General features: G+C 69.9%; 26 protein-coding genes. 18 read left to right on the top strand and 8 right to left on the bottom strand.

The genetic code is table 11. From position 1 onward, the window contains the following. Nucleotides 1-57: 57 nt before the first annotated feature. Both E1264_RS17145 and E1264_RS17140 read left to right on the top strand, forming a co-directional pair. Nucleotides 58-420, top strand: coding sequence for a hypothetical protein (locus E1264_RS17145; RefSeq protein WP_132174602.1), 363 nt, complete (start codon nt 58-60; stop codon nt 418-420). Next, the gene (locus tag E1264_RS17140; RefSeq protein ID WP_165964216.1) at nt 417-1469 is read left to right on the top strand and encodes a carotenoid 1,2-hydratase; all 1053 of its coding nucleotides are present in this window, start codon (nt 417-419) and stop codon (nt 1467-1469) included. The genes E1264_RS17145 and E1264_RS17140 overlap by 4 nt, the downstream gene beginning before the upstream one ends. 94 nt (nt 1470-1563) lie before the next feature. Here the strand turns inward: E1264_RS17140 and E1264_RS17135 are convergent, their stop codons facing one another. Both E1264_RS17135 and E1264_RS17130 read right to left on the bottom strand, forming a co-directional pair. Next, nucleotides 1564-2400, bottom strand: coding sequence for a hypothetical protein (locus E1264_RS17135; RefSeq protein ID WP_132174598.1), 837 nt, complete (start codon nt 2398-2400; stop codon nt 1564-1566). A gap of 145 nt (nt 2401-2545) precedes the next feature. Beyond that, nucleotides 2546-3358: an aminoglycoside phosphotransferase gene (locus tag E1264_RS17130; protein ID WP_132174596.1), complete on the bottom strand. Its 813-nt coding sequence runs from the start codon at nt 3356-3358 to the stop codon at nt 2546-2548. Nucleotides 3359-3916: 558 nt separating this feature from the next. Here E1264_RS17130 and E1264_RS17125 point away from each other — a divergent pair. Further along, the gene (locus tag E1264_RS17125) at nt 3917-4345 is read left to right on the top strand and encodes a hypothetical protein (RefSeq protein WP_132174594.1); all 429 of its coding nucleotides are present in this window, start codon (nt 3917-3919) and stop codon (nt 4343-4345) included. A 114-nt stretch (nt 4346-4459) separates the two neighbouring features. Here the strand turns inward: E1264_RS17125 and E1264_RS17120 are convergent, their stop codons facing one another. The 4 genes from E1264_RS17120 to E1264_RS17105 are packed head-to-tail and all read right to left on the bottom strand — an operon-like array spanning nt 4460 to nt 5872. Further along, the gene (locus E1264_RS17120) at nt 4460-4645 is read right to left on the bottom strand and encodes a DUF397 domain-containing protein (protein WP_132174592.1); all 186 of its coding nucleotides are present in this window, start codon (nt 4643-4645) and stop codon (nt 4460-4462) included. Continuing rightward, the gene (locus E1264_RS17115; RefSeq protein WP_132174590.1) at nt 4642-4827 is read right to left on the bottom strand and encodes a DUF397 domain-containing protein; all 186 of its coding nucleotides are present in this window, start codon (nt 4825-4827) and stop codon (nt 4642-4644) included. The genes E1264_RS17120 and E1264_RS17115 overlap by 4 nt, the downstream gene beginning before the upstream one ends. Then, complete coding sequence (locus E1264_RS17110; RefSeq protein WP_132174588.1) at nt 4824-5021, bottom strand: DUF397 domain-containing protein; 198 nt, start codon at nt 5019-5021, stop codon at nt 4824-4826. Before E1264_RS17110 ends, E1264_RS17115 begins: the two co-directional genes overlap by 4 nt. Further along, entirely contained in the window at nt 5018-5872 is an 855-nt protein-coding gene (locus E1264_RS17105) for a helix-turn-helix transcriptional regulator (RefSeq protein ID WP_132174586.1), read from the bottom strand. The genes E1264_RS17110 and E1264_RS17105 overlap by 4 nt, the downstream gene beginning before the upstream one ends. Nucleotides 5873-6131: 259 nt before the next feature. On the opposite strand from E1264_RS17105, the gene E1264_RS17100 reads away from it, so the two are divergent. Further along, a complete protein-coding gene (locus E1264_RS17100; RefSeq protein ID WP_165964215.1) occupies nt 6132-6566 on the top strand; it encodes an ATP-binding protein in 435 nt (144 codons plus the stop codon). Continuing rightward, entirely contained in the window at nt 6563-6940 is a 378-nt protein-coding gene (locus tag E1264_RS17095) for a VOC family protein (RefSeq protein WP_132174582.1), read from the top strand. Before E1264_RS17100 ends, E1264_RS17095 begins: the two co-directional genes overlap by 4 nt. A 133-nt stretch (nt 6941-7073) precedes the next feature. On the opposite strand, the gene aceE is transcribed toward E1264_RS17095, so the two are convergent. After that, nucleotides 7074-9863, bottom strand: coding sequence for a pyruvate dehydrogenase (acetyl-transferring), homodimeric type (gene aceE, locus E1264_RS17090; RefSeq protein ID WP_132174580.1), 2790 nt, complete (start codon nt 9861-9863; stop codon nt 7074-7076). A gap of 315 nt (nt 9864-10178) precedes the next feature. On the opposite strand from aceE, the gene E1264_RS17085 reads away from it, so the two are divergent. The 6 genes from E1264_RS17085 to E1264_RS17060 all read left to right on the top strand — a co-directional run bounded on the left by E1264_RS17085 (nt 10179) and on the right by E1264_RS17060 (nt 13772). Beyond that, nucleotides 10179-10376: a DUF1918 domain-containing protein gene (locus E1264_RS17085; protein ID WP_132174578.1), complete on the top strand. Its 198-nt coding sequence runs from the start codon at nt 10179-10181 to the stop codon at nt 10374-10376. Nucleotides 10377-10455: 79 nt separating this feature from the next. Continuing rightward, nucleotides 10456-10863, top strand: a complete 408-nt coding sequence (locus E1264_RS17080; protein WP_132174576.1) for a secondary thiamine-phosphate synthase enzyme YjbQ — start codon at nt 10456-10458, stop codon at nt 10861-10863. Nucleotides 10864-11119: 256 nt separating this feature from the next. Next, on the top strand, nt 11120-11548 hold the full coding sequence (locus E1264_RS17075) for a DUF3052 domain-containing protein (RefSeq protein WP_131967297.1): 429 nt from the start codon (nt 11120-11122) through the stop codon (nt 11546-11548). Nucleotides 11549-11712: 164 nt separating this feature from the next. Continuing rightward, on the top strand, nt 11713-12174 hold the full coding sequence (locus E1264_RS17070; RefSeq protein ID WP_132174574.1) for a peroxiredoxin: 462 nt from the start codon (nt 11713-11715) through the stop codon (nt 12172-12174). Between the two features lie 54 nt (nt 12175-12228). Next, nucleotides 12229-12603, top strand: a complete 375-nt coding sequence (locus tag E1264_RS17065; RefSeq protein WP_132174572.1) for a hypothetical protein — start codon at nt 12229-12231, stop codon at nt 12601-12603. A gap of 113 nt (nt 12604-12716) precedes the next feature. Then, the gene (locus E1264_RS17060; RefSeq protein ID WP_132174570.1) at nt 12717-13772 is read left to right on the top strand and encodes an ion channel; all 1056 of its coding nucleotides are present in this window, start codon (nt 12717-12719) and stop codon (nt 13770-13772) included. A gap of 23 nt (nt 13773-13795) precedes the next feature. Here the strand turns inward: E1264_RS17060 and E1264_RS17055 are convergent, their stop codons facing one another. After that, the gene (locus tag E1264_RS17055) at nt 13796-14983 is read right to left on the bottom strand and encodes a saccharopine dehydrogenase NADP-binding domain-containing protein (protein ID WP_132174568.1); all 1188 of its coding nucleotides are present in this window, start codon (nt 14981-14983) and stop codon (nt 13796-13798) included. Nucleotides 14984-15127: 144 nt separating this feature from the next. Here E1264_RS17055 and E1264_RS17050 point away from each other — a divergent pair, with 144 nt between their 5' ends. From E1264_RS17050 to E1264_RS17020, 7 genes are all read left to right on the top strand, one after another. Further along, nucleotides 15128-15307 (top strand): hypothetical protein, encoded by a 180-nt coding sequence (locus E1264_RS17050; protein WP_132174566.1) that lies wholly within the window; start codon nt 15128-15130, stop codon nt 15305-15307. A gap of 146 nt (nt 15308-15453) precedes the next feature. Next, on the top strand, nt 15454-16362 hold the full coding sequence (locus E1264_RS17045) for a PAC2 family protein (RefSeq protein WP_207935971.1): 909 nt from the start codon (nt 15454-15456) through the stop codon (nt 16360-16362). A 61-nt stretch (nt 16363-16423) separates the two neighbouring features. Further along, nucleotides 16424-16840 (top strand): CBS domain-containing protein, encoded by a 417-nt coding sequence (locus tag E1264_RS17040; RefSeq protein WP_132174564.1) that lies wholly within the window; start codon nt 16424-16426, stop codon nt 16838-16840. Nucleotides 16841-16886: 46 nt separating this feature from the next. Then, complete coding sequence (locus tag E1264_RS17035) at nt 16887-18059, top strand: geranylgeranyl reductase family protein (RefSeq protein WP_132174616.1); 1173 nt, start codon at nt 16887-16889, stop codon at nt 18057-18059. Nucleotides 18060-18153: 94 nt separating this feature from the next. After that, nucleotides 18154-18546: a nuclear transport factor 2 family protein gene (locus E1264_RS17030; protein WP_132174562.1), complete on the top strand. Its 393-nt coding sequence runs from the start codon at nt 18154-18156 to the stop codon at nt 18544-18546. Between the two features lie 108 nt (nt 18547-18654). Continuing rightward, entirely contained in the window at nt 18655-19611 is a 957-nt protein-coding gene (locus E1264_RS17025; protein WP_132174560.1) for a helix-turn-helix domain-containing protein, read from the top strand. Between the two features lie 93 nt (nt 19612-19704). After that, on the top strand, nt 19705-20763 hold a 1059-nt coding region (locus tag E1264_RS17020), incomplete at its 3' end, for an aldehyde dehydrogenase family protein (RefSeq protein WP_132174558.1).

Raw genomic sequence — 20763 nt, 5'->3', positions numbered from 1 at the left:
GCGAGCGCGCCTCGTGCGGCACACGATCGGTCAGGGCCGGTCCTGGCCACGGTGCCCGTGGCGTTCTTCACGACGATGCTGGACACCACCATCGCCAACGTCGCGCTCCCCGACGTCCAGCAACGGCTCGGCGCATCCCTGACGCAAGCGCTCGCCGTGCGCGACGTCCCGCCCGCGATGGACGGTGCCGCCTCCGGTGTGATCAGCACCCTGCGCCAGGTCGGAACGCTTCTCGGCGCCGTCCTGCAAGCGGGCGTCGGCGACACCTCGGCGACCGGCCGGTTCGACCACGACGCCTACACCGCCGCGATGCCCGCCGCGATCTGGACCGTCGTCGGCGTCCTCGCGATCACCGCGATCGCCTCCACCCGCACCCGCCGACCCCAGCCGCCCGTACCGTCCGAAGGGCAATGCTCATGACCAGCAGAAGAAACCTCCTCGGCCTCGGCCTGGCCGCCACCGCCGCCCCCGTCCTCACCACACTGGGGCCCGGACGAACCGCGCGAGCCGACCGCTCACCAGCTCGGCAAACCTTCCCCCGATACGTGCACCTGCCGTCCGACCAGGCCTCCGACCCGCAGGCCGCCTACGAATGGTGGTACGTCGTCGGCCACGTCACCACCGGACGGCGATGGTTCGGCTACGAAGTCACGATCAACCGCTCCAGTGCCGGGCCGGAGGTCCACGCGGCGATCACCGACGAGACCGCCGGGACACATAGGGCGCTCGTCGAACGATACGAACCCGACCGGGCGACGTTCTCCACCGAGGAACTCGACCTCCGGACACCCGACGCCACCTTGGCAGGCCCCATGCGAGCCATGCGCCTCACCGCGAGCCTGCCCGACGCGCACATCGAGATGACGCTGCGCCATTCCGGCCCGGTGCTGTACCCGGGCGGCACCGGCCTCATCCCCTTCGCGGACGGTCACAGCTACTACTACTCATTGCCGTCACTGACGACGCGCGGAATCCTCACCATCGACGGCCGCCCGCACCGGGTTCACGGCACGTCCTGGCTCGACAGGCAATGGGGCACCTGGCACTGGGAAAGCATCCGACGCTGGACATGGATGGCCGTCCACCTCGACAACGGTGACCGCCTCAACGTCTGGAACCTGGTGCAGGACGGCGAAGACCAGGCATACGCCACCATCGTCGATCCCGGCGGCCACCACACGGTCGCCTCGATCGTTCCCCTCGCCGAATACGCCCGCGACTTCTGGACAAGTCCGGTGACCGGCCAGACCTACCCGACACGCTGGCGCGTCGAGATTCCTGGCCGAAATACCCGTCTCGACGTCCGCTCGCTCGTCACCGACCAGGAACTCGATGTGCACTCTCCCGGCCAACCCCGCAGCCTCTACGAGGCCGACTGCGCGGTGACCGGCACCAGCACCGGTAGACGAACCACAGGCCGCGCCTATGTCGAGCTATACGGAGACTGGAAAGCCCGACCTTCCACCTAGAAGCCAGACGGGAATGCTGGCGACTGAGAGTAAGTTGCCGGGGTCCTTGCCGTCGCGAATGCCGATGTGGTCGTCAGGGCGCACTGGCCGTGGGTCACGAATCCGGGTTCACCGGTGGGTAGCGAGAGATCCGGAATGCGCCCCGCTTGTAGAACTCCCGGTCGATGGCGTCGGCGGGCAGGGCGTATCGCATCTCCTCGGCCCGGACGCAGACCCGCCACACCTGCCCGGCGGACAGGCGCCGGACCTCCCAGAGCAGAGCCGCCACGTCCGCTGCAGCCGGGTCCTCGGGAGGAGACCCTTCCGGCAACGGGATGCCGGTGATCGCGGAGAGATCCCCGGCGGGCATGTCGATCACCGTGGACAGGTCGGCCAGCCTTTCGGGGGACAACTCGATCCTGCCCGCTCCGATCATCCCGACCGTGCTCGGGGACACGTACATGCGGCCGTTGGAGCAGCCCGCAAGCGCCCTCACCACTCCTTGGTAATCCAGGTTCCGGTTCGCGTACAGCATGTTCGCGACCAGAGCCCCGACTCCGGCTTTATGCGGGTCGAACCATTTCCACGGCGCGTACGGGCGCCGTCGCGGCTCCTGCGGCAGTTCTCGCACGAGACGTTGCAACTCGGCTCGCTGGCCCGCCGGAAGGCAGAGCGCATATTCGACCAGGTGCCGGACGTACTGCATGGCGGACGCGTCCAGGGGAGCCAAGTCGTCCGGCACCTTTTGGCCCGCCGTCGCGAACAGGTCCGCCGCATGCAGCTCCAATGCCGGAGCCAGCGCCCTGAGCAGTTCAGGGCCGGGCCGCAGGCCGCCGATGACATCTCGGAGTTCAGCCTCGGAGACACCGGCGGCCTGCGACAAAGAACCGATATCCGACTGCCGATGGTCGAGCAGCCGTCCCAGAAGCGCACCGAACGGGGGGAATTCCACTACCTCAGGCTATGACCCAGGTCCGCGAGAAGTGCGCCGGAGTCCCGGATGCCGATGTGGCCGTCCAGGTCGGCGACTTCGACGCATTCAGGGAGCCGCGCATGCCTGACCCTGCCCGCCCCGTCGCTTCGTCGTCGCACTCAAGTCATTTCCAGCGTGCCACCCGGTAGGCGACCCACTCAAGCGCGGCCGACTCCATGGCCTTGGTCCACGACGACTGATCGTGCCCGGCGATCTCAGTCCAGAGGTTTGCACTCGCCCCCGCGAAAGCCGCCACGGCATCAGGCGGGGCGACCGACCATGCCGGGAGCGGGCGCACGACCTCTTCGGCCTGTGCGGCGCTGTGCCCGTCGGCCATGAGCCGCAGAACCAGGCAGGCTGGATCCACCCAACCAGCGCCCCTGGTCGGCCAGGCCCAGTCGATCAGAACGGCGCGCCCGTCGATGATGATGACGTTGTCGGGCGCGTAGTCGGTGTGCAGGAGCGCATCACCGGCCAAAAGGTGCGCTTGTTCGGGCTTGGCGAAGTATGGCTGCCAGCGCTGCTCAGCCAGCTTGAGGGGAAGGTCGGGAGCGGGGATCGAGCCCAGCTTCTTCATGGTCTCGATCAAGAGCGGAAGGTCGCGCGAACCCGGTGTGTAGCTGGCGTGCCGTCCTTCTACCGCCTCGAACACCAGGAGATCCCAGCCGTTGCCGACCAGCCGGAGCAAGCAGCGGGGAGCGATCTCCGCGACGAACGGGCCGACCGTCGCCTCCATCTCCTGAGTTCGGCGGCGCGCGTGGTCTTGGCGCAGCCCCTTCACGACGACTCGTCCTCGGTTGGTGTCGAGCAGGGTAGCTATCGCTGAGTTCCTGCCCTCGGGCATGGTCGTCGCCGAGTGGATGGTCCCGGTGCAGCCTTCGACCTTTGTCCGGACGGCCTCCGGCAGGTCAGCCCAATGCATCCGTTCGACTGCCATCAACTTCCCCGTTCTTCGCAGCAGTCAGGACCGTCCCCAACAGTAGGGGACGGCCCCGTTGATCACCGGCTAGTACGGCTGGTCGTCGCCGGCAGCGCACGAACACCGGTCCCGCGCCACCAGATCGTCCACGTCCGCGACGATCTGGATCTCGTCGTCGTCCAGTGGCCGAGGGCGGATCTCTATTGCGATAGCACACGTCCGCGGCGACGCCCCAGTCTTCAAGGATGGCCGTGGCCGCCGTCCGGCGCGGGGTGGTCGGCACCGTGCACCGGACACCCCCTGAACAAGGCGCCGAGATCAGGTCGTAGGGAAGTTTCCCGTGGGTGAGGGGCGCGCCTTTCGGCCCCCTGAGATCAGCGCGGTCAGAGCCCATTGGTAAGTGCGAAGCCGGTTGTCAACCCCCGAACATAAGGGATGTTGGCGCCCTGTCACGGCAGCGCATAGTCATGGCAAGCCTTCGGATCGGAACGAAGGCGCTGGGCCCGGTGAACAAGATCACCATTGGTGGTACGTCGGCTCAGCGAAAACGGCACAGCCATTTCACGGAGGGTGGAAATGAAAAAGTCAGCACGATTCCTCATGACGGTGGGAGCGGTCGCCGCCATCACGAGTGGTGCCTTCGCCGTCTCGGGGGCGGCGGCGGACACCGGCTCCGCGGGACAGGGCGAGCGCGCCGCCGCGACGACCCTGTGGGCCAAGGTCAGCGCGAACGGGACCCTGCTCGCCGCGTCGGGCATCGGGGGCGTCAACCACTTCGGCAGCGGACGCTACAACCTGACCACGAGCGTCGACATCAGCAGTTGCGCGCTGACCGGGACTGTCAACACCAACGGCGGCAGTGACCCCGGGCCGGGCAGCGCGTCGATCCTGGTCGGCGCGGTCAACGGGCGCACGCTCTTCGTGCGCACCGCGACGCCCTCGGCCCCGGGCAACCCGAAGATCGTCGACGACGACCGACCGTTCTCCCTGACGGTCACCTGCTAGACCAAACCGGATGAGGCCCGGGAACGCGATCTCGAATCGTGTTCCCGGGCCTACTCTTCGCCATCCCAAATCTGTCAAGACTCGATGCAATCAAATTCCTTGCCAGCGGAGTGATCAAGGCTGGGAGCTCAGATAGGCGAGAAGGCTGGCAAAGTGCCGGCGCGTGAGGGTGAGGTGTGCGGTGGCGGGGTTCTTACTGTCGCGGATGCCGATGTGGTCGTTGAGGTCGGCGACCTCGATGCAGTTGCCTTCGTGGGCGCCGCTGTGGCTGCTCTTGCGCCAGCGAACTGGGGTATTCATGGCTTTGATGCCAGGTGGGTCAGGAGACCCGCGAAGCTTTCGCGCGTGAGGGTGAGGTGCCCGGTGTGGGCCGCCTTGCTGTCGCGGATGGCGATGCGATCGTTGAAGTCGGCGATTTCGATGCAGTTGTTCTCTACCGCGCCACTGTGGGTGCTCTTGCGCCAGCGGGGTGGGGTGTTCATGGCTTCGGCGTCAGGCGGGTGAGGAGTGTGGCGAAGTCTTGACGGGAGAGTGCCAGGTGGCCGGTGTGGGGCGACTTGCTGTCGCGGATGCCGATGTGGCCGTTGAGGTCGGCGACTTCGATGCAGTTGCCTTCGTGGCCGCCGCTGTGGTTGCTCTTGCGCCACGTGGACTGGGTCAGTTCGGGGGTATTCATGATTGTGACGCTATCTCTTCTATGAGTCTCAGCGAAGCGGCTCTGCTCAGGGCTGCCGAGAGAAGCAGTTCGAAGGTCTCCTCGTGGGCTGCGACCTCCTCTTCGTTCTCCACGAAGAGGCTCTTGGCATACTGATCAACCACGGAGACTGTGAGCCGTCCGGGCGGGCGCAGGGCGATGAGGAGGTGCGGGCTGCCGAACCAGAGGTGCTCGCTGGCTCTGCTGGGAAGCACGCGCAGGTCCACGTGTGGAAGTCGGGCGACTACTGCTAGCCGCCGTAGCTGCGCGCGCATGATCGCAGGGTCTCCGCCCACTTGGTTGTGGAGGACGGCTTCCGCGATGATCGGCATATAGAAGGGCGGGTTGGGGCGGCTCAGCACCCGCTGGCGGGAGAGCCGGAATTCCACAAGCGCCTTGGTGTTGCGTGGGTGCTTGGCAGGACCGACGGCGATGAGTTTGCGGGTGTAGGCGGGGATTTGGAGGAGGCCGGGGACGATGCTGGGCTCGAAGTTGCGGATCTCAGCGGCGTCCTCCTCCAGGCTTGCCAGGTCGAGCCCAGCAGCCGAGATACGGAACTCGTACGCCCGTACCCAGGTGCCGGGTTTGTGGGTGGCTAGGTGGAGAAGGGACTCGCGGAGGGGGCCGTCCTCGACGTTGTAGAAGTCGAGGAGGTCGCTGAGTTCTTCGGGGCAGATGACCTGGAGACCGTTTTCGACCATGCTCAGCCAGCCCTGGGAGCGGCCGAAGCGGCCGGCGGCGGTGGCGACGGTCAGGTTGTGGTGGTCGCGGGCTTTGCGGAGCGCCGAGCCGATCCGGCGCTGGCGAACGGTGGGGGCGTTCCCGGAAGGCATCTTTCAAGGGTGTCACCGAGGGTGTCCGTCCGTGCACGCATTGAACGTTCAGTCGGGAAATGTTCAGGGCGGGTGATGCGAACGCATCGGGCGGCGAATGTGGCGGGCGTTTCCGAATCGAAGGGAGGCGCGGTATGGGAGCGCCCGAGATGAGTTGGACCCGGCTGGGCGAGGACGGGGCGGTGGTCGCGCGGCGTGGTGTGTCGTGGGTGTGACGAGCGGTGGGCTTGTGGTGGTCGGCTCGCTCACGCTTCCGGGCGTGCGGAGGTCCGTCTCGCATGCGCGGACCTTCCTCCGGGACATGATGCCGCAGGCCCATCCGCTGCTGGACGACCTGGTGACGGTCGGGAGCGAGACCGTCTCCAACGCGATCACCCACACGGACTCGGGCGACGGCGGACGAGTGACGGTCAGCCTGCTGGCCGGACGGGGCGTCTACCGGCTGGAGGTCTCCGACGACGGTGCGGGCGGCAGGCGTCCGCATCTCAAGGCGGAGACCCTCGCCGAAGGCGGACGCGGGTTGCGGGTCGTCGAAGCCCTGGCGGAGAGCTGGGGGTTTCGGGTGGACGGGCCCCGCACGGTGGTGTGGGCGGAATTCCGGTGGGGTGAGAATCCGTCCGGAAACCCCGACAGGGGGTTGTCGCGGGCCTCCAAGACGCTGGTGGCAGCAGCGTTTGAAGGAGGAGATCGATGAGCGTTCCCGCGTTCAACACCGTCACGTGGTTCCAGGTCGGCACCGACGCGCCCGAGGAGGCCCGGCGCTTCTACGGCGACATGTTCGGCTGGAAGTTCGCGCTCGACCCGGACGCGGACGGCTACGACCTGGTCACCTACCCGGGCGCCGACGCGCCGAGCGGCGGTATCTCGCACGAGCCCGACGCGTCCCGCAACCACGCGATGTTCCTGGTCATGGTCGAGGACGTCGAGGCCATGTGCGCGCAGACGGAGAAGAACGGCGGCAAGGTCGCGGAGCACACCACGACCACGGTCAGCGGGCTCAAGTTCGCCTACCTGGAGGACCCCACGGGCAACCGCTTCGGCGTCTTCTCGCCGCCGCCCGCCTCCTGACCCCGGACGCGCAAAGGGCCCCGAGATTCCTCGGGGCCCTTTCCACGTGATCGCGGCCTACACCTCCGCGATCACCGTCCTCCAGCCCCCACCCACCGCCATTCAACGGACGAGCTTCGCTCGGCGGACAGGATCAGGCGTCGCCGCCCGTGTTGCTCTCGGCGCTTCCGGCGCCGCCCGCGAAGACGTCTCCGACGTCGGCGTTGAGGCGGTAGCGCTCCATCGCCTGCTGGAGCGTCTCCGGCTTGACCTCGCCGTGCCGGGCGAGCCGGGTCAGGACCGCGAGGACGATCGACGCCGCGTCCACGTGGAAGAACCGGCGGGCGGCGGCGCGGGTGTCGGAGAAGCCGAACCCGTCCGTGCCGAGCGACGTGAAGTCCGCCTGGACCCAGGGGGCGATCTGGTCCGGAACGGCGCGCATGAAGTCCGACACCGCGACGATCGGCCCGGCGACGTTGTCGAGCTTCCGGGTGACGTACGGGACGCGCTGGTCGGAGTCCGGGTTCAGCATGTTCCACTCGTCGCAGTCGCGGGCCTCGCGGGCCAGCTCGTTCCACGAGGTGGCCGACCAGACGTCCGCGGCGACGCCCCAGTCTTCGGCGAGCAGGCGCTGTGCTTCCAGGGCCCACCGGCCGCCGACGCCGGACGCCAGGATCTGCGCCCGCGGTGCCTCGCCGTTGCCGGAGGTGACCTCCGGGGCGGTCTTGTACCGGTACAGGCCCCTGAGGAGGCCGTCGACGTCGAGGTCGTCCGGCTCCACCGGCTGCTGGTACGGCTCGTTGTAGACGGTGAGGTAGTAGAAGACGTCCTCGCCGTTCGGGTGCTCCTCGGACGTCCCGTACATGCGGCGCAGCGCGTCCTGGACGATGTGCGCCAGCTCGAACGCCCACGTCGGGTCGTAGTGGACGCACGCCGGGTTCGTCGCGGCGAGCAGCGGGGAGTGGCCGTCGGCGTGCTGGAGGCCCTCGCCGGTGAGGGTGGTGCGGCCCGCGGTGGCGCCGAGGAGGAACCCCCGGCCCATCTGGTCGCCGAGCGCCCACATCTGGTCGCCGGTCCGCTGGAACCCGAACATCGAATAGAAGATGTAGACCGGGATCATGTGCTCGCCGTGCGTGGCGTACGCCGTGCCCGCCGCGATGGTCGACGCCATCGACCCGGCCTCGCTGATGCCCTCGTGGAGCATCTGCCCGCTCTCCGACTCCTTGTAGGAGAGCAGCAGCTTGCGGTCGACGGCCTCGTACGTCTGCCCGTGCGGCGAGTAGATCTTGGATGTGGGGAACAGCGAGTCCATGCCGAACGTGCGGTACTCGTCCGGGGCGATCGGGACGAACCGGGCGCCGATGTTCTCGTCCTTGATCAGGTCCTTCAGCAGCCGGACGAACGCCATCGTCGTCGCGACGTTCTGCTTGCCGGACCCCTTCTTCATCTCGGCGTAGACCGGGTCGCCGGGGAGTTTGAGCGGCTTGGCCCGTACTACTCGTTTCGGCAGGAAACCGCCGAGGGCGGCGCGGCGCTCGCGCATGTACTGGATCTCGTCGGAGTCCTCGCCCGGGTGGTAGTACGGCGGGAGGGGCGCTTCCAGCGCGGAGTCGGGAATGTCCAGGTAGAGGCGGTCCCGGAACTCCTTCAGCTCGGCCTTGGTGAGCTTCTTCATCTGGTGGGTGGCGTTGCGGGCCTCGAAGTCGGAGCCGAGCGTCCAGCCCTTGATCGTGTGCGCGAGGATCACGGTCGGCTGCCCGACGTGCTCGCGGGCCGCCTTGAACGCCGCGTACACCTTGCGGTAGTCGTGCCCGCCGCGCGACAGCTTGCGCAGCTCGTCGTCCGACAGGTGCTGGACGATCTTGCGCAGCCGCGGGTCGGCGCCGAAGAACTTCTCCCGGATGTACTCGCCGGACTCGACGCTGAACGTCTGGAACTGGCCGTCCGGCGTCGTGTTCATCTGGTTGACGAGGACGCCGTCGACGTCCTGGGCGAGCAGCGGGTCCCAGTCGCGGCCCCAGATGACCTTGATGACGTTCCAGCCCGCGCCGCGGAAGAACGACTCCAGCTCCTGGATGATCTTCCCGTTGCCGCGGACGGGCCCGTCCAGCTGCTGGAGGTTGCAGTTGACGACGAAGGTGAGGTTGTCGAGCTCCTCGCGGGCGGCGAGGCCGATCGCGCCGAGCGACTCCGGCTCGGACATCTCGCCGTCGCCGAGGAACGCCCACACGTGCGACCGGGACGTGTCCTTGATCTTGCGGTTGTAGAGGTAGCGGTTGAAGCGGGCCTGGTAGACCGAGTCGATCGCCGTCAGGCCCATCGAGACCGTGGGGAACTCCCAGAAGTCCGGCATGAGGCGCGGGTGCGGGTACGACGACAGGCCGCCGCCCGGGTGCGAGTGCTCCTGCCGGAACCCGTCGAGCTTGTCGCCCGGGAGCCGTCCCTCCAGGTAGGCGCGGGCGTAGATGCCCGGCGAGGCGTGCCCCTGGATGAACACCTGGTCGCCGGACTCGCCGTGGTCCTTGCCGCGGAAGAAGTGGTTGAAGCCGACCTCGTACAGCGAGGCGGCGGAGGCGTAGGTGGCGATGTGGCCGCCGACGCCGATGTCGGGCCGGTTCGCGCGCGACACCATGATCGCGGCGTTCCACCGGATGTAGGCGCGGATGCGCCGCTCGACGTGCTCGTCGCCGGGGAACCAGGGCTCGTGCTCCGGCGGGATCGTGTTGATGAAGTCGGTGCTGCGCAGGCCGGGCACGCCGACCTGTAGCTCGCGGGCCCGTTCCAGGAGCCGGAGCATCACGTAGCGCGCCCTGCCGCGGCCCTCGGTCTTGATGACCGTGTCCAGCGACTCCAGCCACTCCCGGGTCTCGTCCGGGTTGATGTCGGGCAGCTGGCTCGGCAGGCCGTCGCTGATGATCGAAAAGCGTTGACGTCCGGAAGCCACGGGGTCCCCTCTGTCCTTACCGTCTTTGCTGGTGGGACCGGCCGCCGCAGTGCGGCGGGCCGCCGGTCCCCGGCCGACTGTTCGTCGCCTCGTACCTGATCCATCGTCGCCGCTAATGATGGCTAACGCATCTCTACCAGACGGTAACCATTCTCCCCGGCGGATCGGGGTACCGACCGTCGCGGTGCCCGGTTTTTCCAGGTTCGGGGAAGATTCCCCTCGACGGGACGCGGGGAACGTATGAGGCTGGGAACAACGGCACCACATGCCAGGCACGGTCCGTCCCGGTGGCGGACGAGCGAGCTTGGGGGAGTGATGAACGGACAGATCGGAGACCGGCTGCACGTTCACGGCAACGTCGTGGGCCAGGCGGACCGGATGGGCGAGATCATCGAAGTGCGCGGCCCCGACGGCGGCCCGCCCTACGTGGTGAGGTTCGACGACGGCCACGAGAGGCTGGTCTATCCAGGGCCGGACGCGGTGATCGAGCCCAAGGAACAGATGCAGCGCTAGCCGGACGAGCTAGCCAGAAGCGCCCGCCGGACGCGTGGCGCTATGCGTCCGGGCGCGTGGATCGGGTAGACCGGGAACCATGGAGAGCACCGTGGTCCGGGTGACCACCGGCACGCGCGAGGCCGTGCACGACATCACGGCCGAATGCGAGCGGTTCGCCGCGGCGGCGGGCGGCGACGGGCTGCTGCACGTCTTCGTCCCGCACGCCACCGCCGGCGTGGCGATCCTCGAACTGGGGTCCGGCAGCGACGACGACCTCCTCGCCGCGCTCGGCGACCTGCTCCCGGCGGACGACCGCTGGCGGCACGCGCACGGGTCGCGGGGGCACGGCCGCTCGCACGTCATGCCCGCGCTCGTCCCGCCGTTCGCCACGGTCCCGGTCGTCGGCGGGCGGCTCGCGCTGGGAACGTGGCAGTCGATCGCCCTGGTCGACCTCAATGTGGACAACCCGGATCGCCAGGTACGACTGTCTTTCCTTAAAGGATGAGCGAAACGATCCGGGTGCCGACCCCGCGGGGCATGGGTCTGACGCGGGGATTGTCACTTTCCGTGGACGCGTGGTTACGGAGATCCCCGTAATCGGGCCAATGAGGCCACCAAAAGCCGGGAAGACACTTGCGCTAGGGGCCCTCACTTGTGTGGACTGTCCCGCAAACACCGCACAGGTGCGGGCGGGCCACCCGTCCAGGGGGCGGAATGGATAAGCACGGCACAGTGCGGACGACGACAATGGGAGGACTTTCGTGAGCGCGACCGCGGGTCAGGCGCAGTCTGAGCGCAGCCTGGCCGAACGGCTCGGCCTGAAGGCGGGCCAGGTGGTGCAGGAGATCGGCTACGACGACGACGTCGACGAGGAGCTCCGGGAATCCGTCGAGGCCGTCACGGGGAACGAGCTGGTCGACGAGGACTACGACGACGTGGTCGACGTCGTGCTGCTGTGGTGGCGCGAGGAGGACGGCGACCTGTTCGAGGGCCTGACCGACGCGATGATCCCGCTCACCGGCGGCGGCGACATCTGGCTGCTGACGCCGAAGGCGGGCCGCGACGGCCATGTGGAGCCGAGCGACATCGGCGAGGCCGCGCAGACGGCCGGCCTGTCGCAGACCAGCAGCGTCAGCGCCGCGAAGGAGTGGTCAGGGACGCGGCTCGTCGCGCCCAAGGTCCGCAAGTAGGCGGCCGCACGCATCCGCACGTATCCGGTCGAGGGGGCCGGAACGCCCGGTTCGGCCGCCCGGGTCCGACGGGCGCCGCGGGGTGACACACTGGGCCCGTCCCCCACGCCCGTGGGGGACGGGCATACCCCGCCGCGGGCGGGCACGAAATCCTGGGAGAGGCATTGGCGGTTGAGGTAGGCGACGTCGCCCCCGACTTCGAGCTGAAGGATCAGCACGGCACCCCGGTCAAGCTGTCGGACTTCCGCGGTGCGAAGAACGTCGTCCTGGTGTTCTACCCGCTGGCCTTCAGCGGCGTCTGCACGGGCGAGCTGTGCCAGATCCGGGACGAGCTGCCGACGTTGGGCGACGCCGACGACGTCCAGGTCCTCGCGGTGTCGGTCGACTCGATGTTCGCGCTGCGCGCCTGGGCCGAGCAGGAGAAGTACCAGTTCCCGCTGCTGGCGGACTTCTGGCCGCACGGCGGGACGGCGCAGCGCTACGGCGTGTTCGACGAGACCAAGGGGCTGGCCCTGCGGGGCACCTTCGTCATCGACACCGAGGGCGTGGTCCGCTGGAAGGTCGTGAACGCGATCCCGGACGCACGCGACATCGACGAGTACCGCAAGGCGCTCGCCGGTCTCTGAGCGAAACGGACCGGTCCGATGGCCGGAACCGGTCCCCGCACCCCTGGAGGTGTGATGCCCTGCTTTCGGTGCGGGGCGCGGCAGACCGACCCCGTGCGGGGCGCGAGCCCCTGGAAGCGCGGGGTGCGGGCGGACCGGCAGGTCCTGATCTGCCCCGGCTGCCAGTCCGTCCACGGCGCGGCGGACGATCTCGACGGCTGCGCGGCGTGCGGCTCGGTGGCGCTGGTGTGCCGCCTCGGCGAGGTCGAGTGCCGCGACTGCGGGCACACGCGTGACGCCGTCCCCTCCGACCTGGTGCATTCCGGCGCCCCGCCCGGTGGTCCGTCCGGCGGGGCGCCCGGTGCGTCCGGCTCGTCCGGTGACGGGGATCTTTCCGCGGAGGTGGCCGCGGCCCTGAACCGGGTGCTGCGCCGGGGGCTGGCCCGGTAGGCAGCGAGCAGCGCCGGGGGCCGGTCGGTAACCGTGCGCTGACCAATTCCGGTCGTGCCGAGTGGGGCATTTGGGGCTTGACGTGGCATTTCGCCCGCTGGCACGCTGCGCGGATGCCGATCGTGCTGATGCGCCTGGTCAACCGGCTCACCGGGCGCTCCTGGCGGGCGCCCGCGCTCGTCCTCCTCGCCGCCTTCCTGGTCGGCTGGCTGCTGATCGCGGTGTTCGAGGAGCCCGGCGCCGACATCAGGCGGCCGGACGAGTACATCTGGTACTTCCTGGTCAGCGGCACCACCACCGGCTACGGCGACCTGTACCCGGAGTCGGTCGGCGGCCGGATCGGCGGCGTGATCATCATCGTGGCGGGCCTCACCGCGGGGCTCGTGATGTTCGCCGAGCTGACGCTCTGGATGGGGAGAGGACGGACCATGAGGGCCAACGGCCAGGCGCAGCTCCACAAGAAGCAGCACATCGTGATGATCGGCTACGACCGGGACGGGCTGCGGGCGATCATCGGCCAGCTCCGCGCCGACCCGGAGTACGCCAAGACCCCCGTGGTCACGATCTTCTGGCCGGGCGAGCTGACGGGCGAGAACCCCGACCCCGGCCTGTACGACGTGGTCGCCTTCGACGACACCGCCTACGAGCGCGCGTGCCTGGAGAACGCCCGCTCCGCCGTCGTGGTCGGCCGCTCCGACGACGAGACCGTCCGGGTGATGCTGGGCGTCTCCGCCTACCTGCGTCGCAAGGACGCGTCGGTGCACCTGCTGGCGGGCGTGCACGACGGCGGCCGCCGCGCGGAGATCACCGAGGCGCTGGGCCTGGTCAGCCCGGACATCGAGCCGGTCGACATCGACGACCCCGCCGTCGTCGCGGTCGCGATCCGGAACCCGGGCGTCGCCGCGATCTACCACAACCTCGCCAGCACGCTGGACTCCGACGGCACCCTCTACCGCGTGGACGTCCCGGAGGACGCCGGTGAGTGGTCCCGCCTCGATGTCGCCGTCTTCCTGCTGCACCGCGGCAGCACCCTCCTGGCCGTCGGCGAGTCGCACCGCCCCAACGCCAGCTTCCGCCTCACCGCGCGGCTCGACGAGCGGATCAAGGGCGGCCAGTCCCTCGCCGTGGTGGCCCCGTCCCGTCCCGACATCCCCTGGCACGAGCTGTAACGGGACACTGGGCCGGTCGCCGGTCAGTCCGAGTCGGCCGCGTCCAGGACCCTGAAGGTGATGCCCGCCTTGATCAGCCGGTCGATGAGGGCGTCGCCCATCGCGGCGGCGGTCGTGACCTGCCCGGCGGTGTCCGGCAGGTCGTCATGGACGAGGCACAGCGCCGACTCGCCGAGCATCTTCGCCGTCTCGCCGTACCCGGGGTCGCCGCCGGCGACCTCGGTGACGACGCGCCGGCCGCCGCCCTCGCCCACGAACTTCACGCTGAACCAGTGGCGTGCGCGCTTCTCCTCGGACGGCCCCTCGCCCGGCGCGCGGAGCCGCAGCAGCAGGCTGCGGGTGGGCGGCAGCGTGGACAGGACGAACAGCGCGCCCGCCCCCGCCACCAGCCCGGCCGCGCCCGTGAGTCGCTTGACGGCGACGTAGTGCCCGTAGGTGAAGTCCGGGCCGTAGCGGTCGAGCGCCGCCGCCGACCGGATCACGATCTGCGGGTCGATGGTGGGCAGCGGGAGCGTCCAGCCGTCCCCGACCCGGGCCTTCGGCGTGGGACGCCGCGAGACGCGCACCGTCCGCCCCGCGGGACGCTCCTCGACCTTCCGGCGTTCGCGTTCGGCGCGCCGCATGCCGGCGGCGTCCCCGAAGATCCCGACCGCCGAGTGCAGGGTGCCGCCGGACGCGTCCGCCCGCGCCCGCACGAACCCCTCGACGTGCAGCGGGACGCCCTCGGGCAGCTGCTTCACCGTGAAGTAGGCGCCGAGGTCGTGCGGGATCGAGTCGAACCCGCAGGCGTGCACGATCCGCGCCCCGCTGCGGACGGCGTCGTCGTGGTACTTCACGTACATGCGGTCGACGAACGTGGGCTCGCCGGTGAGGTCGACGTAGTCGGTCCCGGCGCGCGCGCACGCCGCGACCAGGGGCTCGCCGTGTTCGTTGTACGGGCCGACCGTCGTGACGACGACCCGTGCCGCGTTCGCGATCTCCTCGATGGAGCGGGCGTCGGTGGTGTCGGCGTGCAGCAGCGGCAGGTCGGCGCAGGCGGGATTCAGCTTCTCCAGCCGGTCGCGGACGGCTCGCAGCTTGGCGCGGTTGCGTCCGGCGAGGGCCCAGCGCGTCCCGGCGCCGGCGTGCTCGGCGAGGTACTCGGCGGTCAGTGCGCCGGTGAAGCCGGTGGCGCCGAACAGGACGATGTCGTACGCGCGGTCGGCGGTCATGCGCATGCCCCTTCCCTGGATTCGCGAACTCCCTGGCTTCCGAACTCGATTCTGTATCCAATACCGCCGGGTGCGCACGCCAAGGCGCAGATGTGAGCGACCGCACTCGTCTAGGGTTGCTCGGATGAGGCGGATGGTGGTCCCGTGACCGGGCTCGCCCTGGCGATGGACGTCGTCGCCGTGGGCTTCTTCGCGTGGTTCGTGGTCCTGACGACCCGCGGCCGGACCGTGCCCGCCACCGACGGGGGCGGCCAGTCCGTCGCGACGCTCCTCATCGCCGTCAGCCTGGCCCTGCTGTCGGTCTCCCTGTGGAGCATTCCCTAGCGCGTGACCGGCGGGACCGGCGTGACCCGGCGGGACCGCGCGGGACCTGGCCGTCTCCTCCGGGTGACGGGCGTCACAGCCGATCCGGGGATTGGCCTCCGCATGTCCTACTGTTGTGACGACGACATGAAGATGTGGGGGAGAAGTTGCTGAACCCTGAGGATCTGTACGAGCTCGACACCGACCTGCCGCCGATGACGGGTCCGGTGCTGCTGCACAGCCTCGACGGCTTCGTGGACGCCGGGTCCACCGGGCAGCTCGTGCGAGAGCACCTCCTCGAGGCGCTGGAGCACCGCGTCGTCGCCCGCTTCGACGTCGACTCGCTGATCGACTACCGGGCGCGCCGCCCGCCGATGACCTTCGACCGCGACCACTGGGCGTCCTACGAGGCGCCCGAGCTGGTGGTGCGCCTTCTCCGCGACGACGCGGGCAGCCCGTTCCTGATGCTCTCCGGCCCCGAGCCCGACCGGCTCTGGGAGGGATTCACCGCGTCCGTCCTGCACCTGGTGAAGCGGCTCGGCATCGGGCTGGTCATCGGGTTCCACGGCATCCCGATGGGCGTCCCGCACACCCGCCCGGTCGGCATCACCTCGCACGCGACGCGGCCCGAGCTGGTCACCCGCAGCTCCTGGTTCGACAAGGTCCAGGTCCCGGGCAGCGTCGCCGGGCTGCTGGAGCTGCGGCTCGGGGAGGCGGGGCACGACGCCGTCGGGTTCGCCATTCACGTCCCGCACTACCTCGCGCAGTCCGCCTATCCGGCCGCCGCCGTCGCCGCGCTGGACGCCGTCGTCGAGACCACCGGGCTGGTCCTGCCCGTCGAGCCGCTCCGCGAGGCCGCCGCCGCGACCGACGCCGACATCGCCGAGCAGGTGGACGGCAACGACGAGGTCGAGAAGGTCGTCCGGGCCCTGGAACAGCAGTACGACGCGTTCGCCGGGGCCGCCGAGCGCGACAGCCTCCTCGCCGAGTCGCAGGACATGCCCACCGCCGACGAGCTCGGCGCGCAGTTCGAGCGCTTCCTCGCCGAGCAGGACGGCCCCGACGCCCAGGGCTAGCATGCGGGGGATATCCCCGTCGCTGGCGGGTAGGCGAGGCCCCGAGAGGGGAGGCTCGCTCATGGCCCAGAAAGTGAACGAGGTGATGACGCCGGTGCCGGTGGCGGTGCCCCCGGACGCGTCCCTCGTGCAGGTCGGGGACCTCATGCGGCAGCACGGCATCGGCGACGTCCTCGTCGTCCACGAGGGGCGGCTGCGCGGTCTGGTGACCGACCGCGACATCGTCGTCCGCGCCGTCGGTGTCGGGAAGGACATGTCCACGGCCGTCGCCGACATCTGCAGCACCAACATGATCACCATCGCGCCGGACGCGGACGCCGACACCGCCGTCCAGCTGATGCGGCGGCACGCCGTCCGCCGTATCCCGGTCGTGGACGGCGACCGCCCGATCGGGATGGTCTCGATCGGGGATCTCGCCGTCCAGCGCGACGAACGCTCGGCCCTCGCCGACATCAGCGCGGAACCGCCCAACAGGTGATCACGTTGAGGCCGCCGGGCGCCGGGTGGTTCAATCGGCGTCCGTGATGCGCGACGCCATCGTCGTGGGCGCCGGTCCCGCCGGATCCGCCGCAGCCCGCCACCTCGCCCGGTCCGGCCTGGACGTGCTCGTCCTGGAGAAGTCGTCCTTCCCGCGGGAGAAGGTCTGCGGGGACGGTCTCACCCCGCGCGCCGTCACCGAGCTGCGCGGCCTCGGCGTCGACCTCACCGCGCCGGGCTGGTTCCCCAACAAGGGCATCCGCCTCATCGGCGCCGGCCACCGCCTCGAACTCCCCTGGCCGGACGGCCACGGCCTCACCCGCACCCGCGCCGACCTCGACGAACTCCTCGCCCGTACCGCCATCGACGCCGGTGCCGAGCTCCGCGAGAACACCAAGGTCACCGCCCCGATCCAGGCCAACGGACGGGTGACGGGCGTCCGCACGTCCGACGGCGCCGAGCACAAGGCCCGACTGGTCATCGCCGCGGACGGGGCGTCGTCCCGGTTCTGCGTCTCCCTCGGCCTGCGGGCGCGCCGCGACCGCCCGATCGGCATCGCGGGCCGCCGCTACTTCCGCAGCCCCCGCCACGACGACGACCACCTCGAATGCTGGCTCGACCTCGCCCCGGCCGGGTACGGCTGGGTGTTCGGCATGGGCGACGGCACCTGCAACGTCGGCGTGGCGCTGCTCCGCAGCGAGCACCCCGACTACCACCGGCTCCTCAACCGCTGGCTTGCCTCGCTCTCGCCGTCGTGGGGGTTCACCGAGGAGAACGCGGTCGGGCCCGTCCGCGGCGCCGCGCTGCCGATGGGCTTCAGCCGCCGTCCCCACTACCTTCCGGGGCTGCTCCTCGTCGGCGACTCGGGCGGCATGGTCAACCCGTCCAACGGGGAGGGCATCGCGTACGCGCTCGAAGCGGCCCGCATCGCCGCCGAGGTGATCACGACCGCGTCCGCGTCGCCGTTCCCCGAGCGGGTCCTGCGGAAGTATCCGTCCGCGATCAGGCACGCGAACGGCGGGCCGTTCACCCTCGGCCGCGCCTTCACCCGCGCCATCGACGACCCGCGGATCATGCGCCTGGCCACCCGGCACGGCCTGTCGCGTCCGGCGCTCATGCGGTTCGCGCTCACGATCGTCGGCGGGCTCCCGGCCCCCGCCGCCCCGACCGCGGCCGACCGGCTCGCCGCCGCGCTGGCCCGCATCACCCCGGCATCCTGACCGTGCCGCCATAGACAAGGACTGTTCGGGCATGGCCAAGCGCCCCGCCCGGACGAGACGCTGGACTTTGTTCGATCACTGGGAGGGACAGCACATGAGCGAGGCTTACGACATCATCAAGGCCCACTACGCGGCGTCCGACCGTGGCGATCTGGACGGCATGGTCGAGGCGTTCGCCGACGACATCGCCTGGACGGAGATGGCCGGGTTCCCCTACGCGGGCACCTACGTCGGCACCGACGCGATCAAGGCCGGGGTGTTCGGGCGGCTCGGGCAGGACTGGAAGGGCTTCCGCGCCGACGCCGAGGAACTGGTCGACGGCGGTGACGGGACCGTCGTCGCGATCGGCCACTACTCCGGCACCTACCGCGCGACGGGGCAGGCGATGCGCGTCCGATTCGTCCATGTGTGGCGGGTCAAGGACGGCGCGATCACGGGCTTCGAGCAGTTCTGCGACACGCACCTCGTCCGGCAGGCCATGGACTGAGGGGGACGGGGCGTTTTCGCTGAGCGAAACGGGGCGTTTCCCCAGCGCACACATAGGGTGCACTATGGCGAAGAACCTGAAAACGGGGCTTTATCTGGGGAAACGTCCATGTCCACACTCATTCGCACGGCGGATCTGCCGGTCGCCGAGCGGTTCGAGTTCTGGCGCAGCTCGGTGACGGACATGTTCGTGCCGCTGCGCGCCGACACGACCCGTCCGGAACGCTTCGAGGGGCGCATGCGCGGGCGGGAGCTCGGCGCGCTCACGGTCGCCGACGTCGCGTCCACGCCCGCCGTCGTCCGCCGGACGGGCGCGCTGATCGCCCGGTCCGACCCGGGGCACTACAAGATCGGCGTCCAGCTCAGCGGGTACTGCCTGCTCACGCAGGACGGGCGCGAGGCCGCGCTCGTCCCCGGCGACTTCACGATCTACGACACGACCCGCCCGTACACGCTCGCGTTCGACGACGCGTACCGGCAGCTCGTCCTCATGGTCCCTCGCCGCCTCCTGCACCTCCCCGAGGAGGCCGTCGCCGGCCTCACCGCCACCCGGATCTCCGGCCGCCAGGGCGTCGGGGCGCTGCTGTCCCCGTTCCTCCTCCAGCTCGCCGAGCGGCTCGACGTCCTCGACGACCAGGGCAGCGTCCGCCTCGGCGACAACATTGTCGACCTCCTCGTCACCCTCCTCGCCGAACGCCTGGACATGACCGCGCCGACGCCCGACTCCCGCCGCCGCGCGCTCCTGCTCCGCGTCCGCGCCTACATCGAGCGCCACCTGGACGACCCGGACCTGTCCCCGGACGACATCGCCGCCGCGCACTTCGTCTCGTCCCGCCACCTGTACAACCTGTTCCGCGAGGAGGGCACGACCGTCTCCGCGTGGATCAAGGAGCGGCGCCTGGAGCACTGCCGCCGCGACCTGCGCGACCCCCTCCAGCTGCACCGCCCGGTCAGCGCCATCGCGGCCCGCTGGGGCTTCGTCGACGCCGCCCGCTTCAGCCGCCTGTTCAAGGCCGCCTACGGCGCCAGCCCCCGCGAGTACCGGGTGACGGTCACCGGCGGCTGATCGTTACACGCGTGGCCAACTCCCGTACGCGCACAGACAAGACCCCCTGCGCCGCGCCCGCCGAGACTTTCCTCACCTGCGAGGGAGGTCACCATGAACACACGGCTGTACATCAACGGCGACTGGTCTATGGCGGCGGACGGCGCCGAGTTCACCACGTCCGATCCCGCCACCGGGGCCGTCCTCGCGACCTGCGCGGAAGCCGGCGCCAAGGACGTCGAGGACGCCGTCGACGCCGCCCGCAGGGCACTGCACGACCCGGCCTGGGCCACCATGCTGCCGAGCGCGCGCGCCCGCCTCCTCTGGCGCGTCGCCGACCTGATCGAGAAGCACAGGGCGGACCTGGCCGAGCTGGAGACCCGCGACCAGGGCCAGCCGCTCGGCGTCGCGGATTCCGTCAGCGTCAGCGGCGCCGCGGAGCACTTTCGCTACTTCGCCGGCTGGTGCACCAAGCTCGAAGGCACGGTTTCCCCCGTCTCGTTCCCGGACACCCTGCACTACGTCCGGCGCGAACCCGTCGGCGTCTGCGCGCTGATCACCCCGTGGAACTTCCCCCTAATGATCGCCGCATGGAAACTGGCCCCCGCCCTGGCCTGCGGAAACACGGTCATCATCAAACCGGCCGAGCAGACCCCTCTCACCACCGTCCGCCTGATCGAACTCTGCGCCGAAGCAGGTTTCCCGCCGGGCGTCGTCAACCTCCTCACCGGAGGCCCTTCCGTGGGCCGCGCCCTCGTCGCGCACCCGGACATCGACAAGGTCTCCTTCACCGGCTCCAGCTCCGTCGGGCGCGAGATCGTCCAGGCGTCCTCCGGCAACCTCAAGCGCGTCACCCTCGAACTCGGCGGCAAGGCCCCCAGCGTCATCGCCCGCGACGCCGACATCGACAAGGCCGTCGCCGGCAACCTCCAGGGCGCCCTCCTCAACAGCGGCCAGGTCTGCGCCGCCTACACCCGCCTCTACGTCGACCGCCGCCGCGCCGACGAGTTCACCGAAAAGCTGGCCGCCGCCGCCTCCAACCTGCGCCTGGGCCCCGGCCTTGCCCCCGACACCCCGATCGGCCCCCTGGTCTCCGAAGCCCCCCTGGACAGCGTCGACTCCTACGTCCGCACAGGCACCGACGAAGGCGCCGACCTGGTCACGGGCGGCTAC

It is taken from the genome of Actinomadura sp. KC216 (genome assembly GCF_004348535.1).
GTDB lineage: Bacteria > Actinomycetota > Actinomycetes > Streptosporangiales > Streptosporangiaceae > Spirillospora.
This window is presented reverse-complemented; position numbering and strand designations above follow the sequence as displayed.